General features: G+C 71.2%; 11 protein-coding genes and 3 pseudogenes. 4 read left to right on the top strand and 10 right to left on the bottom strand.

Annotated elements, in window-relative coordinates; genetic code table 11:
• Window positions 1-6: 6 nt before the first annotated feature.
• Window positions 7-3282: a tetratricopeptide repeat protein gene (locus ACFYW3_RS11275; RefSeq protein WP_389386134.1), complete on the bottom strand. Its 3276-nt coding sequence runs from the start codon at window positions 3280-3282 to the stop codon at window positions 7-9.
• A 217-nt stretch (window positions 3283-3499) separates the two neighbouring features.
• On the opposite strand from ACFYW3_RS11275, the gene ACFYW3_RS11270 reads away from it, so the two are divergent.
• A complete protein-coding gene (locus ACFYW3_RS11270) occupies window positions 3500-4264 on the top strand; it encodes a DUF4344 domain-containing metallopeptidase (RefSeq protein WP_389386133.1) in 765 nt (254 codons plus the stop codon).
• Window positions 4265-4328: 64 nt separating this feature from the next.
• Here ACFYW3_RS11270 and ACFYW3_RS11265 read toward each other — a convergent pair.
• Window positions 4329-4658: pseudogene (locus ACFYW3_RS11265) on the bottom strand (PIN domain-containing protein).
• A 156-nt stretch (window positions 4659-4814) separates the two neighbouring features.
• Here ACFYW3_RS11265 and ACFYW3_RS11260 point away from each other — a divergent pair.
• A pseudogene (locus ACFYW3_RS11260) lies at window positions 4815-5015 on the top strand (DUF255 domain-containing protein); the annotation flags it as partial.
• A gap of 127 nt (window positions 5016-5142) precedes the next feature.
• Here ACFYW3_RS11260 and ACFYW3_RS11255 read toward each other — a convergent pair.
• The 6 genes from ACFYW3_RS11255 to ACFYW3_RS11230 form a co-directional block, all read right to left on the bottom strand.
• The gene (locus ACFYW3_RS11255; protein WP_389386261.1) at window positions 5143-5886 is read right to left on the bottom strand and encodes a type I-E CRISPR-associated protein Cas6/Cse3/CasE; all 744 of its coding nucleotides are present in this window, start codon (window positions 5884-5886) and stop codon (window positions 5143-5145) included.
• Between the two features lie 2 nt (window positions 5887-5888).
• Window positions 5889-6788 carry a type I-E CRISPR-associated protein Cas5/CasD gene (gene cas5e, locus ACFYW3_RS11250; protein ID WP_389386132.1) on the bottom strand — a complete coding sequence of 300 codons (900 nt, stop codon included), beginning with the start codon at window positions 6786-6788 and terminating at the stop codon, window positions 5889-5891.
• Entirely contained in the window at window positions 6785-8137 is a 1353-nt protein-coding gene (locus tag ACFYW3_RS11245; protein WP_389386131.1) for a type I-E CRISPR-associated protein Cas7/Cse4/CasC, read from the bottom strand. The genes cas5e and ACFYW3_RS11245 overlap by 4 nt, the downstream gene beginning before the upstream one ends.
• 55 nt (window positions 8138-8192) lie before the next feature.
• Window positions 8193-8753 (bottom strand): type I-E CRISPR-associated protein Cse2/CasB, encoded by a 561-nt coding sequence (gene casB, locus ACFYW3_RS11240; RefSeq protein ID WP_389386130.1) that lies wholly within the window; start codon window positions 8751-8753, stop codon window positions 8193-8195.
• Window positions 8746-10320, bottom strand: coding sequence for a type I-E CRISPR-associated protein Cse1/CasA (locus ACFYW3_RS11235; protein WP_389386129.1), 1575 nt, complete (start codon window positions 10318-10320; stop codon window positions 8746-8748). Before ACFYW3_RS11235 ends, casB begins: the two co-directional genes overlap by 8 nt.
• Before the next feature lie 835 nt (window positions 10321-11155).
• Window positions 11156-11332, bottom strand: coding sequence for a hypothetical protein (locus ACFYW3_RS11230; RefSeq protein ID WP_359237621.1), 177 nt, complete (start codon window positions 11330-11332; stop codon window positions 11156-11158).
• Window positions 11333-11556: 224 nt separating this feature from the next.
• Here ACFYW3_RS11230 and ACFYW3_RS11225 point away from each other — a divergent pair, with 224 nt between their 5' ends.
• Window positions 11557-15549, top strand: a complete 3993-nt coding sequence (locus ACFYW3_RS11225; RefSeq protein WP_389386128.1) for a helix-turn-helix domain-containing protein — start codon at window positions 11557-11559, stop codon at window positions 15547-15549.
• A gap of 40 nt (window positions 15550-15589) precedes the next feature.
• On the opposite strand, the pseudogene ACFYW3_RS11220 reads toward ACFYW3_RS11225, so the two are convergent.
• Both ACFYW3_RS11220 and ACFYW3_RS11215 read right to left on the bottom strand, forming a co-directional pair.
• Window positions 15590-15800 (bottom strand): annotated as a pseudogene (locus tag ACFYW3_RS11220) (hypothetical protein); the annotation flags it as partial.
• Window positions 15801-15893: 93 nt separating this feature from the next.
• Entirely contained in the window at window positions 15894-16094 is a 201-nt protein-coding gene (locus ACFYW3_RS11215; RefSeq protein WP_389386127.1) for a hypothetical protein, read from the bottom strand.
• A gap of 33 nt (window positions 16095-16127) precedes the next feature.
• Here ACFYW3_RS11215 and ACFYW3_RS11210 point away from each other — a divergent pair, with 33 nt between their 5' ends.
• Complete coding sequence (locus ACFYW3_RS11210) at window positions 16128-18185, top strand: thioredoxin domain-containing protein (protein WP_389386126.1); 2058 nt, start codon at window positions 16128-16130, stop codon at window positions 18183-18185.
• The last annotated feature ends 280 nt before the right edge of the window (window positions 18186-18465 follow it).

The raw sequence follows: 18465 nt of genomic DNA, 5'->3' as shown, positions 1-18465 counted from the left end.
GGACCGTCAGGAGACCGGCAGCACCGGCACCCCCATGACCTCCCGCGACCGCAGGTTCGGGACCATGCCCAGGCGCCAGGCCTGCCAGCCCTCCGCCGGATCCACGCCCCGCCCCAGGATCACCCCGTACGTCTCCAGGCAGTCCTCCAGCCGCCGGTCGCGCAGCGCGTGCGGGGCGGCCGCCAGCCGCGCCAGCTCCGCCCGCGCCTCGTCCGGGGCGCCCGGGCCCGGCGGGACCGCGTACGGCAGCATCGTGCAGCGCAGGAAGCGGGCCCAGTCCTCCCCGCGCAGGTCCCCGTACGAGGCGAACAGCCGGGCCGCCTCCTCGCACAGCCCCAGGGCCTGCGGGACCCGGGCGTTGCCCGCGTCCACGATCGCCAGCTCCAGGCAGGTCCAGCCCTCCCCGTGGGCCAGCCCGATCCGCCGGAAGTCGGCCCGCGCGTCCACCAGCAGTTGCCGGGCGAAACCGGAGTTCCGCAGGTTCCCCGTCTGCGCCGCCCGCTGGTCACGCGTCACCCGGCCCGAGTGGTGCCGGGCGTGCGCCAGCCCGTACACGTCCCGCATCCGGGAGAACATCGTCCGGGCCCGCTCCAGCTCCCGCACCGCCTTGTCGCGCTCGCCGTCCTCCTCCAACGCCTGCCCGAGGTAGTACAACGTCCACGCCTCGCCGCGCGCGTCCTCCGCCAGCCGGTGCCGGGCCAGCGCGTCCCGCAACCGCTCCAGCGCCGGCCCCGGGTCCCCGTCCACGACCCGCGCCCGGCCCAACTGGGTCAGCGCCCAGGCCTGGCCGCGGTCGTCGCGGGTGCGCCCGTACATCTCCAGGGCCAGCCGCAGCTCCGGCTCCGCCCGCTCCGGCGCGCCCATCCGCAGGTACACCTGCCCCAGCTGGAAGTGCGCCCAGGCCTCCCCGTGCACGCTCTCGCTCTCCCGGTGCAGGGCGATCGACCGCTCCAGCAGCGTCAGCGCCTCCCCGAGCTCCGCCCGGTCCCGCTGCACCGCCGCCAGCGCGTGCAACCCCCACGCCCGGTCGCCCGCCAGTTCCTGCGGTTCCTGGAGGGCCAGCGCCTCGCGCAGTCGGGCCGCCGCCTCCGGGAGGTTGCCCTGGTGGTGCAGGGTGATGCCCAGCGACACCAGGGCCATCGCCGCGCCCGCCTCCTGCTCGGCCTCCATGTACTGGTCGACGACCGAGGTCAAGGTGGTGCGGGCCTTGTCCAGGTCGCCGAGCTGGCGCGCGGCGATGCCCGTGCGCCACTGCACCGAGCGGGCCATCCGGCCGCCCCGCCCCGGCTCCCCCCGCTGCCCCGCCTCCACGGCCTGGGTCAGCTCGTTGATCTCGCCCAGCCGGTACAGGTCCCCGCGCAGCAGACAGAAGTCGCACAGCGCGCCCAGCAGGTCCAGCACCGCCTGCTGATCCACGTCCTGCGAGTGCCGCAGCGCCGCCGTGATGAAGCTCGACTCGTCGTCCAGCCAGCGCAGCGCCGCGTCCAAGGACGCGAAACCGTGCCCGCCGAAGTGGTTGGCGCGGGTGGACATCTTCCCGTCGACCATCCGGATCACCGAGTCCGCGAGCTGCGCGTAGTTGCGGATCAGCCGCTCGTGGGCGGCCGCCGCCTCCACCCGGTCCTCGTCGGCCGTCAACCGCGCCGCCGCGTACGCGCGCACCGCGTCGTGCATCCGGTACCGCTCCCCGCGCACCGGGTCCAGCAGACCCGCCCGCGCCAGATCGCGCAGCAGCCGCCCCGCCTCCACCTGATCCGCGTCGATCAGCGCCGCCGCCGCGGACGGCCCGAGCGAGGCACGCCCGGCCAGCGTCAGACGCCGCAACAGCCGACGCCGCTCCTCGGGCAGTCGTACGTACGCCAGGTCCAGCGCGTGTTCCAAGGTGCCGCCGGAGCCCCCGGCGGCCTCCGCCTCCCCCAGGGGAGCCAGCACGCGCAGCGCCAACGGCAGCCCCGCGCCGAGCCCCAACAGCTCCCGCCCGGCCCCCTCGCCGTACGCGGGGCCGCCCGCAGCCTCCGCGCCGGCGCGCAGCACCTCGGCCGCCTCCGGCTCCGACAGGCGGGCCAGCGGAAGCTGGTGCACCCACGCCGCCAGGTCCGCGGGCAACTCCAGCGGGCCGGGGGCCGTCACCAGGACCAGACTCTCGGACCGCTCCGGAACCAGCGTCCGGACCTGCGCCGCGTCCACCGCGTCGTCCACCACGACCGTCACCGGCAGCCCCTGGAGGTGCTGGTGGTACAACTCCCCGAGCCGCCGCACCTGTTGCTCCGCCGAAGCTCCCTCGCGGAACAGCAACTGCTCGCGCGGGGCGCCCAGCCGGTTCAGCAGGTGCAACAGCGCCTCCCGCGTCGACAGCGGGGCCTCCGCGGCGCCGCCGTGCGGGGAACCGCCCCGCAGGTCCACCACGCACGCCCCGCGGAACTGGTCCCGCAGCGCGTGCGCCGCCCGCAACGCCAACGCGGTACGCCCCGAACCGGGCTCGCCGTGCACCACCACGACCACCGGCCGGGTCTCGGTACTGGCCCGCGCCGCCTGCACCCACTGCGCGATACGGGTCAGTTCCACCCGGCGGCCCGTGAACCCCTCGTCCGTGCGCGGGAGTTGATTGAACGACTGCTCCAGCACACTGCGCCGCCGCGCCTCGGCGCTGCGATCGGTGCCGCGCAGCGCGGGCCCGGAGCCCGTCGTCTGCTTGACGAGGCCGACCGCGCCGCCGTTGACGCCCGACCGGACGCGCGGCGGATTGCGCACCGCCGTCGCCACCAGACGCTGCTGCTCCAGGAAGGGACGGATCCCGCGCACCTCCAGTGCCGACAGCCACTGCAGCCTCAACTGCTCCGGACCGCCCGGCCTGCCCGCGACCCCGGCCCGTCGGTTCGCCGCCGGCAGATGAAGGGCCGTCACCTTGGCCGCCGTCGTGGCCGCCCCCGCGACGCCCACGACGATGCCCGTGCTGAAGGCCGTACCGGCCGCCACGCCGAAGGCCAGGTCCGCCCCCACGGCAGCGACCGCCCCGACCGCCGTGACCAGCAACGCCGTCGAACTGTTCGCGCGCCGGAACGCCTCGCCCAGCGACTGGTCGCCGGCCGCCGCCTCGTCCACGGCGCGCACGTAGGCCTCGTACTCCTCGGAGGCGCTCGCGGCGATCGTGTCCAGGGACTCCCGGCCGCGCGCCAGCAGGGCCGCCTTGTCGACCGGCGCCCCCGGAGCGGCCCGGCGCTCCTCCTCGTCCACGGCTCGCACCAGAAGCCGTTCGGCCTCCACACGATGACTGTCCCGCATCGGCATCCCCCTCAGAGCGCTCCGGCAACGTGCCCCAAGTGTCCTGCGGGACGGTCACGAGCGCGAGGGAATCCGAACCGGTTCAGAGGGAGTTGGCGCGTCTTCGGTCGACCGCGTGCATATATGTACGGTCCGGCCCTCGGCCGCCGCTCCACCGCGTCCCCGCACGGATCGATAGGCTGATCGGAACATCCGACAGTGTGGTGGGGGCGGCACGATGACGGGGACACCGACGCGCGCCGCCGAACGACGCCGCACCGCATCCGCCGCACTGTCCGCCGCGCTCTGCGCCGCCCTCGCGACGGCCCTGCTGTCGGGCGGCTGCGCACCCCCGCCGCGCGGATTCGCCGTACGGTACGAGGCCCCCGCCGCCGGCGACGAACGCGAGGCCGCCTTCCTGCGCGACGGGAAGCACGCCGAACGGGCCGTCACCCGCCTGAACGCCTACCTCGACCTCCCCGACCGGGTCACCGTCGTCGCCCGCTCCTGCGCGGGCGAGGGCACCGCCTACGACCCCGCCGCACACCGCATCGACCTCTGCTACGACGACATGGCGGAGGACCGGGAACTCCTCACGACGGACGAGAAGGTCGGCGCCATCGTCGCCGAGAGCGTCTACCACGAGGCGGGCCACGCCCTCGTCGACGCCCTCGAACTCCCCGTGGGACCCGACCCCGACGAGGAGAACACCGCCGACCGCTTCGCGGCCCTGATGCTGCTCCGCGAGGGCCCGGACGGAGAACGCGCCCTGCGGACCGCCGCCGAGGAGTACGAACTCCTCGCGGCGCGCGAGGCGGACACCGACCCGGGCGAGGACGAACACGCCCCGCCGGCCGACCGCGCCGCCGCCTACCTCTGCCTCCTGCACGGCGCGGCCCCCGACCGCCACCCCGACCTCGCCGCCCGCACCCGCGACTGCGCCCCCACCTGGCCCACCACCCGCGCCACCTGGGAACACGCCCTGTCCCCGCTGCTCAGATGATCACCCGGCGGCGGGCCCACCCGCCGCTCCGAGTACCGGGGGCGGACGGAACGGGTCCGCGGTCTCAGACCTCTCTGATGATCACGCGCTTCCCGCAAAGCCTCGTCCAGTCGTCGCGGTCGGACGTCAGGACGATTGGGCCGGGGCTCGGAGCGCGAGCGCGGCGACGAGGGCGTCAATGGCGTACTTGTGTCCGTGCAGCCCACCCGCGTCCCGGAGCAGCGTCACCGCGGTCAGGGAGTCTTCCGTGGCTGACCGGCTCCACCCGCAGTCGGGAGAGCACCCACGTCAAGCGTGCCGGGTTGGTCTTCCCCTGTGCTGCTTCAACGATGGTCAGCGCGGACACGAGGACGGGGATTCCGACCTGCCGGGTTGCCTCGATGCGAGCTGCCATCCCGCCCCCCGGCGCTGTGCATGGTTCATGATCCTGACCGGGGTGGCCTCTTCTGAACGACACCGTGAAACCGTTCGAGAACGACTGCGGCGAGCCCATGGTCTTCTGGCAGAAGCGCGGGGAGCCGTTCGCGGTGCCGCTTCATCACGACTTCGATTGAGACCCTGTGCGCGTCCAGGAGCGGATGCTCCGCCTCGATCTCGTCCCGTCGATCGGTCCCCTCGTCTGCCTCAGCATGCCGACAATCCCGTGGACCGGTGGCCCTGGACACCGGAGGGCTTCGAGGAGGCACGACGGCGTGATGTGCCCGTTCTGCTCTCGGTCGGCCATTCCGCGTGTCACTGGTGTCAGTGGATGAACGCAACTGGGTAGTCCCGACCCGGGGACCTCACGGGCAGGTGTGCGGAGAGCCCCGCCGCCGGTGCCGAACGTCGGCGGCGGGATCCGCGAGAGGGAGTTCGTCTCCTGTCGGCCGTTGAGCGGTTCAGCGTACGAGGATGAGCCCACAGCTGTACGCGCGCGCGTGGCCGATGCCCTGGGCGAGGGCCGCGACGAAGGTCTCGGGATCGGTGACCGTGAGGGTGCCTTTGATTTCCGCACGACCGATGCGCAGGCCCTTATGCGGTGCTGGGCTCGAAGTGTTCGGGAGCATGCGTACGGCGATCTGATCGGTATCGGCGTCCGCTCCGATGCGGGTGACGCCGTCCGGGGCGATCGCGGGTTCGCCGGGCGGTTGGAGGCGGCGTGCGAACCATCCCTTCACGTGTTCGGGGCGTGTGTGGGGGACACGGGTGCCCCGAGTCTTCGAAGGAGAGCCCGGTGGAGGCGGAACGCTGCGGACGGGATTGACAACCGTGCGGAAGGCGACCCTGTCGCCGATGCGGAAGGTGCGATCGATGGTAAGAGGCTCCGGCCTCTCGGCCAGGGCCGTACGGGGAATGCCGCTCCAGTCGGCGGGGAGTGACGACTGGACCACCAGGTTGAGCCGCGCCTGCCGGAGGTCGACGGTCCAGGTCGACAGGATGCCCATCTGGGCACGAGGATCCGGGCTGCCATTTTCCACCCAGCCGGGGAAGCCGCTCATGACGGTTCGGTGCATGTCCTGTGCGTCGATGAGCGATTTGCCGGCGAAAGGATGTCGGGCATCCAGGGCCAACAGAGTCTGCGCGGCGACGAATCGGGCGGCCCGACCCGCGCCCGACGACACATTCGACGCGGTGGTGTTCATGTTCACGGGATGATGTCCCATCCTCGGGCGTGTGCGGCGATGGTGATGCGGTGGCGGGTCTCCCAGCGGAGGCTGTGGGTCCCTCCGTCCGCCCCGAATTGCACGGGCTGGTCGGCCAGGGGGCCGACGCCGGGGAGCGGCCGTCTGCTCTCGATCCAGGCCCATGGGCGTACGCGCCGCGCGGCTACCGCCGGTTCGGCTTCGGGACCGACGGCATCGGGAAGCAGAGAGTGTGTCTCGAAGACTTCCTTGAGCGAGCCCGGAGCGATACCGACGGCGAGGTCACCCGACGGCGGACAGGCTTTGCGGCCGAGCCAGAGCAGCCTCTTCGGGTACTCCAGGGCGTGGGCCACACGCTCCAGGAGAGCCCTGTCCTGGTGTTCCAGACCGACGAGGAAGGCGGCGTCGGCGAGATACCAGCGCTCTGTGATCAGGCTGTGGCGGCGAACCTCTCCGGAGACGAGCACTCCTGACCTCGGATCGGCGACGACGTACTTCGGTGAGCCGTACCAGGTCTGCAGCTCGGCACGTCCGAACGGCCGGGGCTCCAAGGCGTCGTCCTGCGGTGGCGTCGGCAACGAGTCCGTGGTGGCCTTGGCAGCTCGCTGGTGGTCGGTGATCAGGTCCCGCGGACGAAGCGGATACTTTCCGCCGCCAACCGTGTGGTAATCGCGAAACGACGTGCCGGGCCGGTCGGCCCGCACTCCGAAGCGCACCTCGGCGAGTTCCCCGAGGGGTTCTTCCCGGGGCAGTCCGAGGGCTGCGGCGCACAGACCGATCACGCCCGACTTCGTCGGACGGCTGTGTGTGTCGCGACGGGCGAACCTGCCGGCGATGCCCCAGGACTGCAGGGGGCCTGCCAACCGGATGAGGAGGACGTGCGAGTCGTTCGTGTCGCTCACGGTGTGAGGTCCTCGACCCGCTCCACCACGGACAGCGACTCCGGCAGTCCCAGCTCTCCCAGGAGCAGATCGATCTCAGGGTCGTACGTGAGCAACCGCGTGGTACGCAGATCGCCGCGACGGCCGCTGACGAAGGTGTGGTGGCGCAGCAGTCTGCGTACGGCGGCGGGTCCCGCCGGTCCTTCCCCACCAGCCGACAAGGACCCCTCGTCGACCGGCCTCTGAAAGGCGGACGCGTAGTTGTAGGGGCGTTCCCCTTCGAAGGCGAGGACGAGCGCCGGCAGCGAACCGGTGGACGCGGTGGAGTTCTTCTTCGCTTCTGGAAATGCCTCCACGAAGGAGTTCACGAACTCCTTCTCGGCCTCGGACGCCACCTGTTCGGCCTCGGCCTCGTCCATTCCGGCTACCCTCAGATTGACGCGAAGCTGCGTACGATCGAGGACTGCGTGTCGGTAAAAGGTGCCGGAGATCAGGGACTGGTACCCGGTCATACCCGCGCCCGCGTCGTCCGCGGCGTCGAGGAAATCGAGAGCATTGCGTTTGCGATCAAGCTTCGCATCATCGGCGGCCGCGTAGAAGTCCTCGATCTGTTCTGCTTCGTGCACGGTGAAGGCATGTCCTGTCTGGACGGCGCCGTCGACGTTGGGCGAGTCGGGAATCTCGGCGAGGAACCGACCGTAGAGAGCGATGTCCACGGCGTCCCGGGGAGCGAGGGCCAGCAGGACGGCGTCGCGGGTGGCCTTGGGCAGCGGAGGGAGGGCGACGGCCCCAGCGGTTTCCGCGGGGGTCTCCTCCGCATCCAGTGCCGGCGCGTCCTTGCTCCTCGCCCCGCGGCGTGTCTTCTTCGTCGCCTCGGCGCGAGCCTGGGCTTCGAGATAGGCGTCGCGCCACTCCTCGACCTCCGCCGCCTGGTCGACGATGTGGCGCGCGATCTTCGCTCCGGCGTCGGACGGCGCGAAGATGAGCACCTTGGTCAGATTGGCCACGGTCTTCTTCTTCGGATCGCCGAACTTGAGACCGCTGGCTTCCATCACCGCGCGGGCCGTGACCAGAGCCCTGTCCCGGTCCCAGCCATGGGCGGACTCGAGTTCACGGCCGGCCAGAAGGGCCCACTCCCGTGTACGCACGCCCATGCTTCGTCCCTTGAGCTCCCCCAAGCCGGCGTTGGCCCGGTTGCGGGCGTGGACCCGCTCGGCGCGCCTGCGGGCCTGGCTCGTGATCATGTGGCGTTCCACACCGCCGAAAACAAGCGATTTGGGCTGGGAATTCTCGTCGCGGACGGGAAGGACGGCAGCCAGGGTTTCGATGAGATGCAAGGAGAGGAACTGGCTCCGACGTGGCTCGGTCACGAGGTGGTGTCCTTTCGAGTCGTCGGTGGAATCGTCGGTGGAGGAGTCGTTTGCGTCATGAATTCGTTCCATGCTTCCCGGCTGTTCCCGGAGGCGTGTGGAAATGGACCGACCACTCGTAAGCGATGCGCGCCTTGCGGTCGTTCCACCGGATGAGGTCTTCGGTCAGGGTGGTCCAGGACGGTGGGGGCTGTTCACAGGACCGGAGCCGAGTGATCGCGTGCTGGAGGTGCCTCCAGGGAACGCGTCGGCTCGCGACGACACGGTCCAGAAGCCGCTGAGCGCCGGGGTTGTCCGGCCCGCGCCCGGTCCCGTCCCCGATCCTGCGGGCCGCGGCGCCGAGACTGCCGTGGCCGTACGAGGGTGTGGGGCGCCCCTGGTGGTAGATCGCGAACAGGAAGGCCATCCGCTCGAAGAGGTCGCGGTGGTCGTCGCCTCCGTACCAGCCCGCGCGGATGTGCGCGTTGGTACGAACCCGGGACCGGCGGAGTTCGGCGAGCGTCCCGTACTCGCGGTTGCGTACGAGGGTGGTGAGCCAAGTGGTGAGTGCCGCGCTGTCGTGCGGGAAGCGGGGCGCCCCCGTCTCCGTGCCGGCCGACGGATCCTGTTCAGTCAAGTGCTGTCTCCCCTCGGAGTTCGGCCGGGGCTCGGTCGCCGGACACGGCCTCCTCGAAAAGTCGCACGGCCCGGGCCCGCGCTCGGTTGTAGCGGTCGCCGGGCGGCAGGGTGTCGAGGAGCTGGAGCAACCGGGTGCGAGCCATGATCATCAACTTCATTGCGTAGGCGACCAAGGGAGCGGACACCGGGTCGTCGTCCTCAAGCCCCCGGTCGATCACCTCGTCCAGCAGTTCGTGAAAGGGGTCCTCGGCTGCGGGCCAGAAGTCGTACCGGGCATCGAGTCGTGCCACCTGACCGGCCTCGTCCGCGGCCCTCATGGCGGGGAACGCGGTCTCCGCGGCCACGATCGCCGCGTTCTTGAGAGTCCGCGCCATGTGTTCGGCAATGTCCGAGCCGCGGCGCGACGCGCGGTAGAGGTGCGCGGCCATGCCCGGGGCGTAGGGGTAGGCGCCGTGGGTCCAGATGACGGGGAGCGTCTTGTTGGTCAGGAGGCCGACAGCCCAGAGATGGTACGGGGCACCCTGCTGCGTTTCCGGGTCCGGCCCCTCCGGCTCTGGTCGCCGGTACGGGAGAAGGGACCGCAGCCGCACGTACATCCCGCCCCGGCCCTCGTTGACGGCGCCGTACAGAGCATGGGCCTGTTGCCAGAGGGCTCGACTGGGCGAAGGCCACAGAGGCTTGGACACGCCGTTCGTCGTCGTGCTGTACACAGCGTCCTGGAGATGACGCTCCGGGGCGAGATCCAGTACCTCACCGGCTCCGATGAGAACCCGGTCGACCATGAGCTGCCCGTGTGGACCGCGTGCCGGACGCAGTAGCACGGAACGCCCCAGGGCGCTGTGCAGGTCCGCGGAGCTCCGCGGTGCCCGGGGCTTCCGTTTCTCTTCGAACCTGCGCTGCTCGAAGACGGACGTGGTCCAGGAGGTGTTGAGTGGCTTCCCCGGCCCGTCGGGCGGATAGAGGTTCAGACGCAGCGTCTCGCCGAACGTTCTCCCGAGGGCGAGGACCCGGATTCGACTTGTCAGACGGCCCGCCGCGAGATTGGTGACCCTGGCGCCGAGCTCGGCCCCGGACATGCGTGCCCGTCCATAAGGGCCGTAGACGTGTTGTGTGAGGGTGGCGCGGAACGCGTCCGCTGCCGGGAGAGGGGTGTCGCGTTCGAGATGATGGTGGTCGAAGTGCTGGTTGTAGTCACCTGAGTGCTCGATGATCAGCTGAGCGGTTCCGGTGCCGCTCTTGCGGAGATCCTCCGACAGGTCGGAATTCTGTGCCAGGGGATTCGTGGGATGGAACAGGTCCCAGGAGTCCGCCGGTTGCTTCAACAGCCACGCGGCGGCCGGCGCGAGGGGTCTTTGGTCAAGGATCCATGCATTCCAGTCCTCGTCGGAGGAAGGACAGGTCCCGGAGGCGAAGCAGATGGCCAACAAGTACTCGATGACGGCGACGGTCTCGCCCGGCGAGGCACAGTCGAGGGCGGCCAGGTTGTCGGCCCGGTTGAGAACCTCGCTCAGGGAGCGGTGCGCGGTCGCACCGTCGAGGTCGATGGTGGGGATACACGGCTGCAAGCGAGGATCCCAGCCGACGCGCTGCCCGGCGGGAATCGGCGGTCGGGCCTCGGGCACCTCCGTGCTACCCCCTTCTGTTCAATAGCCTGAAATCAACAGGTGCCAGCGGTCCGTGAAGACCGGAAGTGCGGGACGTCCCCGCCCACGCGGGGAAAGCCCATTCCAGGGCTCTGCAGGCTCCCGACGGGCCACTCCCGCAGTGAGCGGGAAGCGCTTCGCCGGCCGTGATGGTCCTTGTTGGTTCAAGTGCTCGATCACCTGGCCGGATGGCGCCTACGCAAAGGTCTAAACTCGGGGATTGCCGATGTCTCGGCAGCCCCGGCGGTACCCCACCGGGAGACCGGCGAGATGCGAGTGGTTCCCGTCCCGTGTGCGCGGAACGGGAACCACTCACTGCTGGGGCCGGCCGTTCTCGACGCGCAAGTTGCGTCGAGAACGGCCATCTAGCAGAGGTGGTCGAACACCTTGGCTATTACTGCGCTGACCACTCCGGCCACCAGGATGAGAGACAGCTCCTCCTTGTGGCGCCTCAGCCATCTACATGGTGCTTTCCCCATGCCACTCCTTCCGCGTCGGGGCCTGCAGCACTGCGGTCGCAGTGCTGCAGGCCCCGCCACGGCTTGAGCGGGTGGCAACACAGTAGATGGTTTACGGCAACTCCCGCTCCTGGTAGACGATTTCAGGTCATCGATGCCTGGTCGGCGAAAGCGTATGCAAGCGAAGTGCACTTCAGGCTCCCGAGTTCCAACTCAAGGCCGTGCGCTCGTTCCACTTGATCAGGGCCGCCACAAGCGCCGGTGCGGCCGGTGCGCGGCGTCGGACGCCTTCCCCACGCTCAACGCGGTCGCCGACGCACAAGGATGCTGAGCGTCGCCCGCGCGTCCTTGCGGCGCTCCTCTGCGGAGGCGAGGACGGAGACGAGGGCCACGGTGAGCAGGGCGACCACATAGAGTAGGCCGGCAGTTCCGCTCAAGAGCAGGGTGTAGGGCAGGAGTTCAGGGAGCTGGGACATGGGCCGTCCTTCTGTCGGGAGCTGGTTTCGGCTGCTGCGGTGATGGCTCCAGACTGGCGGCGGCGGCCTTGTGCCGTGAAGTTGCGCCGACCATCGCGCCACGGTTTCCGCAGGTCAAACGCCTGGGGTCGTACGGCGGCAGCCAAGTTTTCCGCGCAGCGAACACGGACGGGAGCGGGCCGGTGAGGGGGTCAGCCGAAAGCGCGAGGAACAAGCTGGGCAGAATGCTGCAGAAGGCGTGGAACTCCGAGAAACTCACTTATGACGGCGTGGCCAAGGGGTTGGGTGTCTCTCGCTCGACGCTGCAAAGCTGGATCGAGGGGAAGAGGGTCCCCTCGCCGGACCGATGGCGTGACTTCTTGGCGGTAGTGGCCAGGTCGCAGAGCGGACACAGCACGCCGACGTACTCGGACGCCGAGTGGGAAGCCGCCTTTTGGGCGGCGAAGGAGGAGGCAAGGGGCGCGCAGCACGGGCAGATTTCCGTGAACCGGCGGCAGGCCGACCCCGGCCTTCGCTTCATCGGATTGCACGGTTCGGCCCCCGACGTCTCCGCCGCCGAGGTCCGCGTGCGGGCGAACGAACGTACGGAGATGAAGGCGTTTGCCCAGGACTCCCGCCCCGGGGCACCGTCCTGCCTGTGCTGGCACGCCGACGGCCCCGTGGGCAAGACGACGCTGCTCGCCGGCTACGTCCGTCAGAAGCCCCCAATGGGTAGCGACATCCTGACCTTCTTCGTCTCAGCGGCTCACGGCACGGACACACGAGCCGAGTTCGAAAACGAGATCGCCGGCCAGATCGACCGTTTTTTCGGCAGGTCCGGGAGCCCGGTCCCCAAGGGCACCCGGGCGTGGAACGCACTCTTCGCCGAAGCCGCCGCGAAGAGCGCGAGGCACGGACGGAACCTCCTGCTCGTGATCGACGGACTCGACGACGATGTGGCCTGGTCGGGCGATGTGGCCGGGCCGGGCCGGGCAGGCGCGGGCGGGGCTCCGAAGTCCAGGGCCCGCATCGGGGGAGAACCCGAGGGCCCGGCCCGAGTCGTACGGAGGTCCGCGCGCGAGAGCATTGCCGCGCTCCTGCCCTCCCTCCCACCGCCCAACATGCGCGTCATCGTCTCTCTTCGGCGCTGCGCCCCCCTTCCCCGCGACGTTCCCGAGAAGCGACATCCGCTACGTCAGAGCCGTCATCTGCGAACGCTCCTGCCCATCGCCGGGGTACCGCAGCTCCGACAGCCACCACCCGACGCCACTGCGCTGGGCGAACGGGTCGCGGCGCTGCTGGCCGTGGCGGACGGCGGCCTGCGGATCACGGACCTGGCGGAGCTGACCGGGCTCTCCGTGGACCACCTCGACCGCTTGGTACAGGGCTCGGCGGGGCGCGCCCTCGTGACCGAGGATCCGGTGCTCGGGACGTACGCCTTGGCGGACTCCCGCCTCGTGCGCGCGGTGCGCGAGGGCTTGGGAGGGGCTGCGGTCCTGCGGTACACCGAGGAACTGCTGGTCTGGTCGCGGAGGTGGCGCGCGGCCGGCTGGCCGGACGACACTCCTCCGTACCCCTTGACACATCAGCTCCGTCTGCTGACCGGTACGGCCGAACGCGCCGCGTACGTAGTCGACGTGCTCCGCCTGAGTCGGCTTGCCCGCACAGCCGGGCCCGAAATCGCGCTCGCCCAGCTGGACGGTTTCGAGAGGGAGATCAATGCGGCGGCGGACGTCACATCCGGTGCCGACCGTCTGGCGACACTCACCTGCCTTTACGGTGCGCGGTTCCTGCTGCGCCGGACGTACGACACGTACGTGCCCGATGGAGCCCCGGCTCTTCACGTCCGGCTCGGGGATCCGGAGCGCGCACGCGGCTTGGCCCGCTCCGCGCCCACGGCCGTCGACAGGGCCGTACACCTGGCGGACATGGCGGTGGAACTGGCATACGCGGGACAGCCCTTCGTGGGACGGACCAACCTGAGTGTCGACGCCCTGGTGCGGGAGACAGCGGAGTGGCTGGCCCGGGACCGTGCGCATCAGGGCTTTCCCGGTGCCTTCCGAGACCCTGAGCCGTACGTACGACTCCTCGGCGCCGCCGGGACGCTCACCCGTCTGAACGGTCCCGGCGCCGCCCTGCCCATATTCCGCGCAGTGCTCCAGGACCCGGCGGCCGGGACAGCAGCGATCACCGAGGCGGCAGGGAAACTGGATGCCGTCATGACGCTGTACTGCAGGGCGGAGACGCTCAGCGCGGGTGACCTGCGCGCCCGGACCGCGGCAGTGGAACTCTACGGCGCGGTGGCGCAGGTCGCGCCTTACCTCGGCCCGCACGCTGGTGATCGCATCGAGGCCATCTGCGAGGAACTTGGCGATACGGAAGGACTGAGGGCGGTCGACGTCCTGGCCACTGCGGCGTCGGTGCTCGTCACTTTGCCCGCCAAGCGACACCGCCGAGCCGCCGAAGAGCTTCGGAAGGCCCGAGCCCGGATGCATCAGGCGATCGAGGCGGTGAGGGACTCCGATTCCCCGTCCGATGCCTTGTCCGAAGCTGATCGCGCCCACCTGCGCCGCGAACTCGCCGGGACACTGGAGCGTCTGGCCATGGCCACAGTGGCCATGGAGTCGAAGGGCGACCCTGACGGCGTCAGGCGTCAGATGGAGGCAGTACCGGAAGGCCGGCGCGTCGGGATGCTCGGGGACCCCCTGCTGGAACGGGCGCAATCGATCCTTGATGCAGCTGAGAACGAGGCGGCGCGACGGGCCGTCGAGGCAGCGCAGGCGGCTGCCGAGAAAAGCGAGACGGAGCGCAAGGCGAAGCGCAGGAAAGCTGACGCCGAGCGGGCGGCGCTGAACAAAGTGCGGATGGCCCACAGCGCACAAGTCACCCCGACACCACAGCCCACACCGACAGAACCCGAGGACACGCGACCCTCCTCCCCGCCCCACCGTCCCTACCCGCACCGGCGATCGACCGGCCTGCTGCGTCCCGGCGACGGTCCCTACCCCGATCGTCCGGAGCAGCCTCTTCTCCACCTGCTTCTGGAGGTGGACGACCAGGTGAGCGCAGGCCGTCTCCATCGCGGCCGGGAACTTCTGGAGGCGGCCCTGCGGAGCCGCCCTGCCGCACAGCCCGCGAGCACCCCGTATCTCCCCGAAGACTGGACTGTAGAACTCTGCCAGGCCATGAGCGCGGCAGGCGCATCGGACGAGGCCGAAGCACTCGTGCAGTGCCTGCCCGACACACATGCCCGCGCGCGGCACCTGGCGGCCCTCTCCCTCGGCTGTTCCCTTGCCGGACAGGACGATCCGGTCACCCGCTACGCCCGAGCGGCGGCCCGGCTGGTACCCGCCGGAGCCGCCCCCGATCTGGCGAACGCCGTGGCCCAGGCTCTCGCCCACGCCGGAGACGAGGCCGCGGCCACGGCGATGGCGACGGGAGATACCGCGCAACGGCTGCAGGCGCTGACGGCCGTTGCCGCCGGGCTGGTACGACGCTGCCCGGAGGCGGCGGCACGCGTCGCCGAGCCGCTGGTGGAGGTCCTCGTACGGCGGATGGAGACGGGCAGCCCACGCGTCCCTCTCACCGAGCTGGCGGCGCTGCTTCTTGCCTTCCCGGACGTCCGGAACCCAGCCCTCCGGCTGAGCGACATGCTTGGCCGGGTCGCGCTGCGCGTGGCTACACCCTCCATGGCGGCGCCGGAACGGTCGATGGCCGTCCTCGCCCTGCTGGAACGGCTTCGTTGCCTTCCGGACGAAGCCGTGAGCGCCGTCGAAAGTTCGGTCGGCAGATGGCGGCGCGCCCGTCAGTCGGGACAGCAGCCCCCTGCGGAACTGGCGCTCCTGGCAGCGGTGAACGGCGACGCCGCCGCCGTGTGGCGGCACGCCGACGCGGCGCGGACGCCGGACGACCGGGCGGCGGCGCTCGGTACCGCCGCCGCATACCTGGCGGGCGCCCGGGTGGCGCCAGCCGCGGACAGCGGCGCCCACGACCGGGTGATCCGGACCTGCCTGGCACTCGCCCGAGCCGCCGACCACGGCGGTCCCCCCGCCAAGGAGGCGGCCCGGGACATCGCCCTGGGGCTCTTGCGATCCGACGCGTGGACTCGCACGATCCCGCTGCTCCCCTCGCTTGCCCCGGGGGCGCTGGGGCACCTGGGCGCCATGGCGAGGGACACGGCCGTCCTACGGAAGGATCCGCTGACGGAGGCCCGTCGACTTGAGGGGGGAGAGCCCTGAGGTTCGGTCGTCTCGGGGCGCCCGCCCCGACGGAGCCTGTGGCGGCTTCGACCTCCTGCTCCGTGAGCGCGCCGTGCTCCTCCTCGTGGGCCGCGACGATCTCGGCGAGCCCATCCATGGCGAGCTGCTGTCTGACAGCCTCGTTGATGTGGCAGTCCCCGGCGGCCGGTTCGAGAACGGAGCTCACCGACCAGATCGGCTGGCATGGACACGGAGATGTTCTGGGTGGTCCCGGCTCGGGTCGGCTCCATGCCTGCCTGGCGCGGTCTCTCCGCAGCGCATGTACCACCTGAAGACGCGGTCGAAGCTGACCTCCGCGAGCGGCTACGAGAGTCCGTACGGCTTCACTTTCTTGGGGGCTCCTTCGCGCGGAGAGAGATCGCCGCCTCCATGCCCGAGGAGGCGACCGAGAGCCCGTGAAAGCCTGTGCCGACGGCCATGCGCTCGCCTGCTCCCCGCGCACCGACCGGCTCGCCGTTGTCGACGTGGAGCGGCCCGACCGCATGACCATGCGCGGCAGCCTTGCTCCGCGCATGGATGCTCACGCGTCGCGATCCTCGTCGTGCAACGATGGGGGCATGAATCGACTGGCGAACTCCCAGTCGCCCTATCTCCTCCAGCACGCCTCCAATCCTGTGGATTGGTGGCCATGGGGAGAGGAGGCGATGCAAGAGGCCAGGCGGCGCGACGTGCCCGTTCTGCTCTCGGTCGGCTATTCCGCGTGTCACTGGTGTCACGTCATGGCCCACGAGTCCTTCGAGGACGAGCTGACCGCCGCCTACATGAACGAGCACTTCGTCAACGTCAAGGTGGACCGCGAGGAGCGGCCCGACGTCGACGCCGTCTACATGGAGGCCGTGCAGGCCGCGACCGGGCAGGGCGGCTGGCCCATGACGGTGTTCCTCAACGCCGAGGCCGAACCGTTCTACTTCGGCACCTACTTCCCGCCGGAGCCCCGGCACGGCATGCCCTCCTTCACCCAGGTGCTCGAAGGCGTGCGCACCGCGTGGGTCGGCCGGCCCGACGAGGTCGCCGAGGTCGCGTCGCGCATCACGCGGGACCTGTCGGAGCGGCAGTTGGACTACGGCAAGGCCGAGGCCCCCGGCCCCGAGGAGGCGGCGCGTGCGCTGCTCGCGTTGACGAGGGAGTACGACGCCACCCGCGGCGGGTTCGGCGGCGCGCCGAAGTTCCCGCCGTCCATGGTGCTGGAGTTCCTGCTGCGCCACCACGCCCGGACCGGGTCCGAGGGGGCCCTGCAGATGGCAGCCGACACCTGTGAGGCGATGGCCCGCGGCGGGATCTACGACCAGTTGGGCGGCGGGTTCGCCCGGTACTCGGTCGACCGGGACTGGGTCGTGCCGCACTTCGAGAAGATGCTCTACGACAACGCGCTGCTGTGTCGGGTCTACGCCCACCTCTGGCGTGCCACCGGATCGGAGCTCGCCCGCCGGGTGGCGCTGGAGACCGCGGACTTCATGGTCCGGGAGCTGCGTACCCGCGAGGGCGGTTTCGCCTCCGCCCTCGACGCGGACAGCGAGGACCCGTCGACCGGCCGGCACGTGGAGGGCGCGTACTACGCCTGGACACCGGCGCAGTTGCGCGAGGTGCTCGGCGAGGAGGACGGGGAGGCGGCCGCCGCCTGCTTCGGGGTGACCGAGGAGGGGACCTTCGAGCACGGCACGTCCGTGCTGCGACTCCCGAAGGACGGGCCGGCGCCGGACGCGGAGAAGGTCGCCGACATCAAGGCCCGGCTGCTCGCGGCGCGCTCCGGGCGGCCCGCGCCCGGCCGGGACGACAAGGTGGTGGCCGCCTGGAACGGGCTGGCGATCGCGGCGCTCGCCGAGTGCGGGGCGTTCTTCGATCGGCCCGACCTCGTCGAGCGCGCCACCGAGGCGGCCGACCTGCTGGTGCGGGTCCACTTCGACGCGACGGCCGGGCCCCGTCTGGCCCGCACCAGCAAGGACGGGAACGTCGGCCCCAACGCCGGGGTCCTGGAGGACTACGGCGATGTCGCGGAGGGCTTCCTGACGCTGGCCTCGGTGACCGGCGAGGGGGTCTGGCTGGAGTTCGCGGGCTTCCTCGTGGACCTGGTGCTCGACCGGTTCACCGCCGAGGACGGCTCGTTGTACGACACCGCGCACGACGCCGAGAAGCTGATCCGGCGTCCCCAGGACCCGACGGACACGGCGGCGCCCTCGGGTTGGACCGCGGCCGCGGGCGCGCTGCTCTCGTACGCCGCGCAGTCGGGTTCGCAGGCGCACCGCACGGCCGCCGAGCGGGCGCTCGGGGTGGTCCAGGCGCTCGGGCCGCGGGTGCCGCGCTTCATCGGGCACGGGCTGGCGGTCGCGGAGGCGCTGATGGACGGGCCGCGCGAGGTGGCCGTGGTGGGCCATCCCGAGGATCCGGCGACGGCGGCGCTGCACCGGACGGCGCTGCTGGGGACGGCTCCCGGCGCGGTGGTGGCGGTCGGACTGCCACGGGCGGCGGACGGCGGCGCGGCGGAGTTCCCCCTGCTGGCCGACCGCGCGTTGAAGGACGACGTTCCGACGGCGTACGTCTGCCGGCATTTCGTCTGCGCCCGGCCCACGACCGAACCGGCCGAACTGGCCGAGCAGGTGGGCGGCGCGCACCCCTGAGCCCGAGGGGCGGAGGCGTGGCCCGGCGTCGTGTCCCGGCGTCGCGCCCCGCGGTGCTGTCCGCAGTCGTGTCCCGGCGTCGCGCCCCGCGGTGCTGTCCGCAGTCGGGCCCCGGCGTCGCGCCCCGCAGCGCTGTCCGCAGTCGTGCCCGGTGTCGTGGGGGGGGGGGGCGCCCCCCCCCCCCCCCCCCCCGCGGGGCCGGGGGGGGGGGCGGGGGGGCGGGGGGGGCCCCCCCCCCGGGGGGCGGAAGCCCCCGCCGGCAGCGGGGGGGAAAACACCG

The organism is Streptomyces sp. NPDC002602 (assembly GCF_042889445.1).
Lineage (GTDB): Bacteria > Actinomycetota > Actinomycetes > Streptomycetales > Streptomycetaceae > Streptomyces.
This window is presented reverse-complemented; position numbering and strand designations above follow the sequence as displayed.

Bases quoted from the DNA above. Each gene is read 5' to 3' on its own strand.
- ACFYW3_RS11275 (WP_389386134.1), bottom strand. From the start codon at position 3,282: ATGCGGGACAGTCATCGTGTGGAGGCCGAACGGCTTCTGGTGCGAGCC.
- ACFYW3_RS11270 (WP_389386133.1), top strand. From the start codon at position 3,500: ATGACGGGGACACCGACGCGCGCCGCCGAACGACGCCGCACCGCATCC.
- ACFYW3_RS11255 (WP_389386261.1), bottom strand. From the start codon at position 5,886: ATGAACACCACCGCGTCGAATGTGTCGTCGGGCGCGGGTCGGGCCGCC.
- ACFYW3_RS11230 (WP_359237621.1), bottom strand. From the start codon at position 11,332: ATGTCCCAGCTCCCTGAACTCCTGCCCTACACCCTGCTCTTGAGCGGA.
- ACFYW3_RS11225 (WP_389386128.1), top strand. From the start codon at position 11,557: ATGCTGCAGAAGGCGTGGAACTCCGAGAAACTCACTTATGACGGCGTG.
- ACFYW3_RS11210 (WP_389386126.1), top strand. From the start codon at position 16,128: ATGAATCGACTGGCGAACTCCCAGTCGCCCTATCTCCTCCAGCACGCC.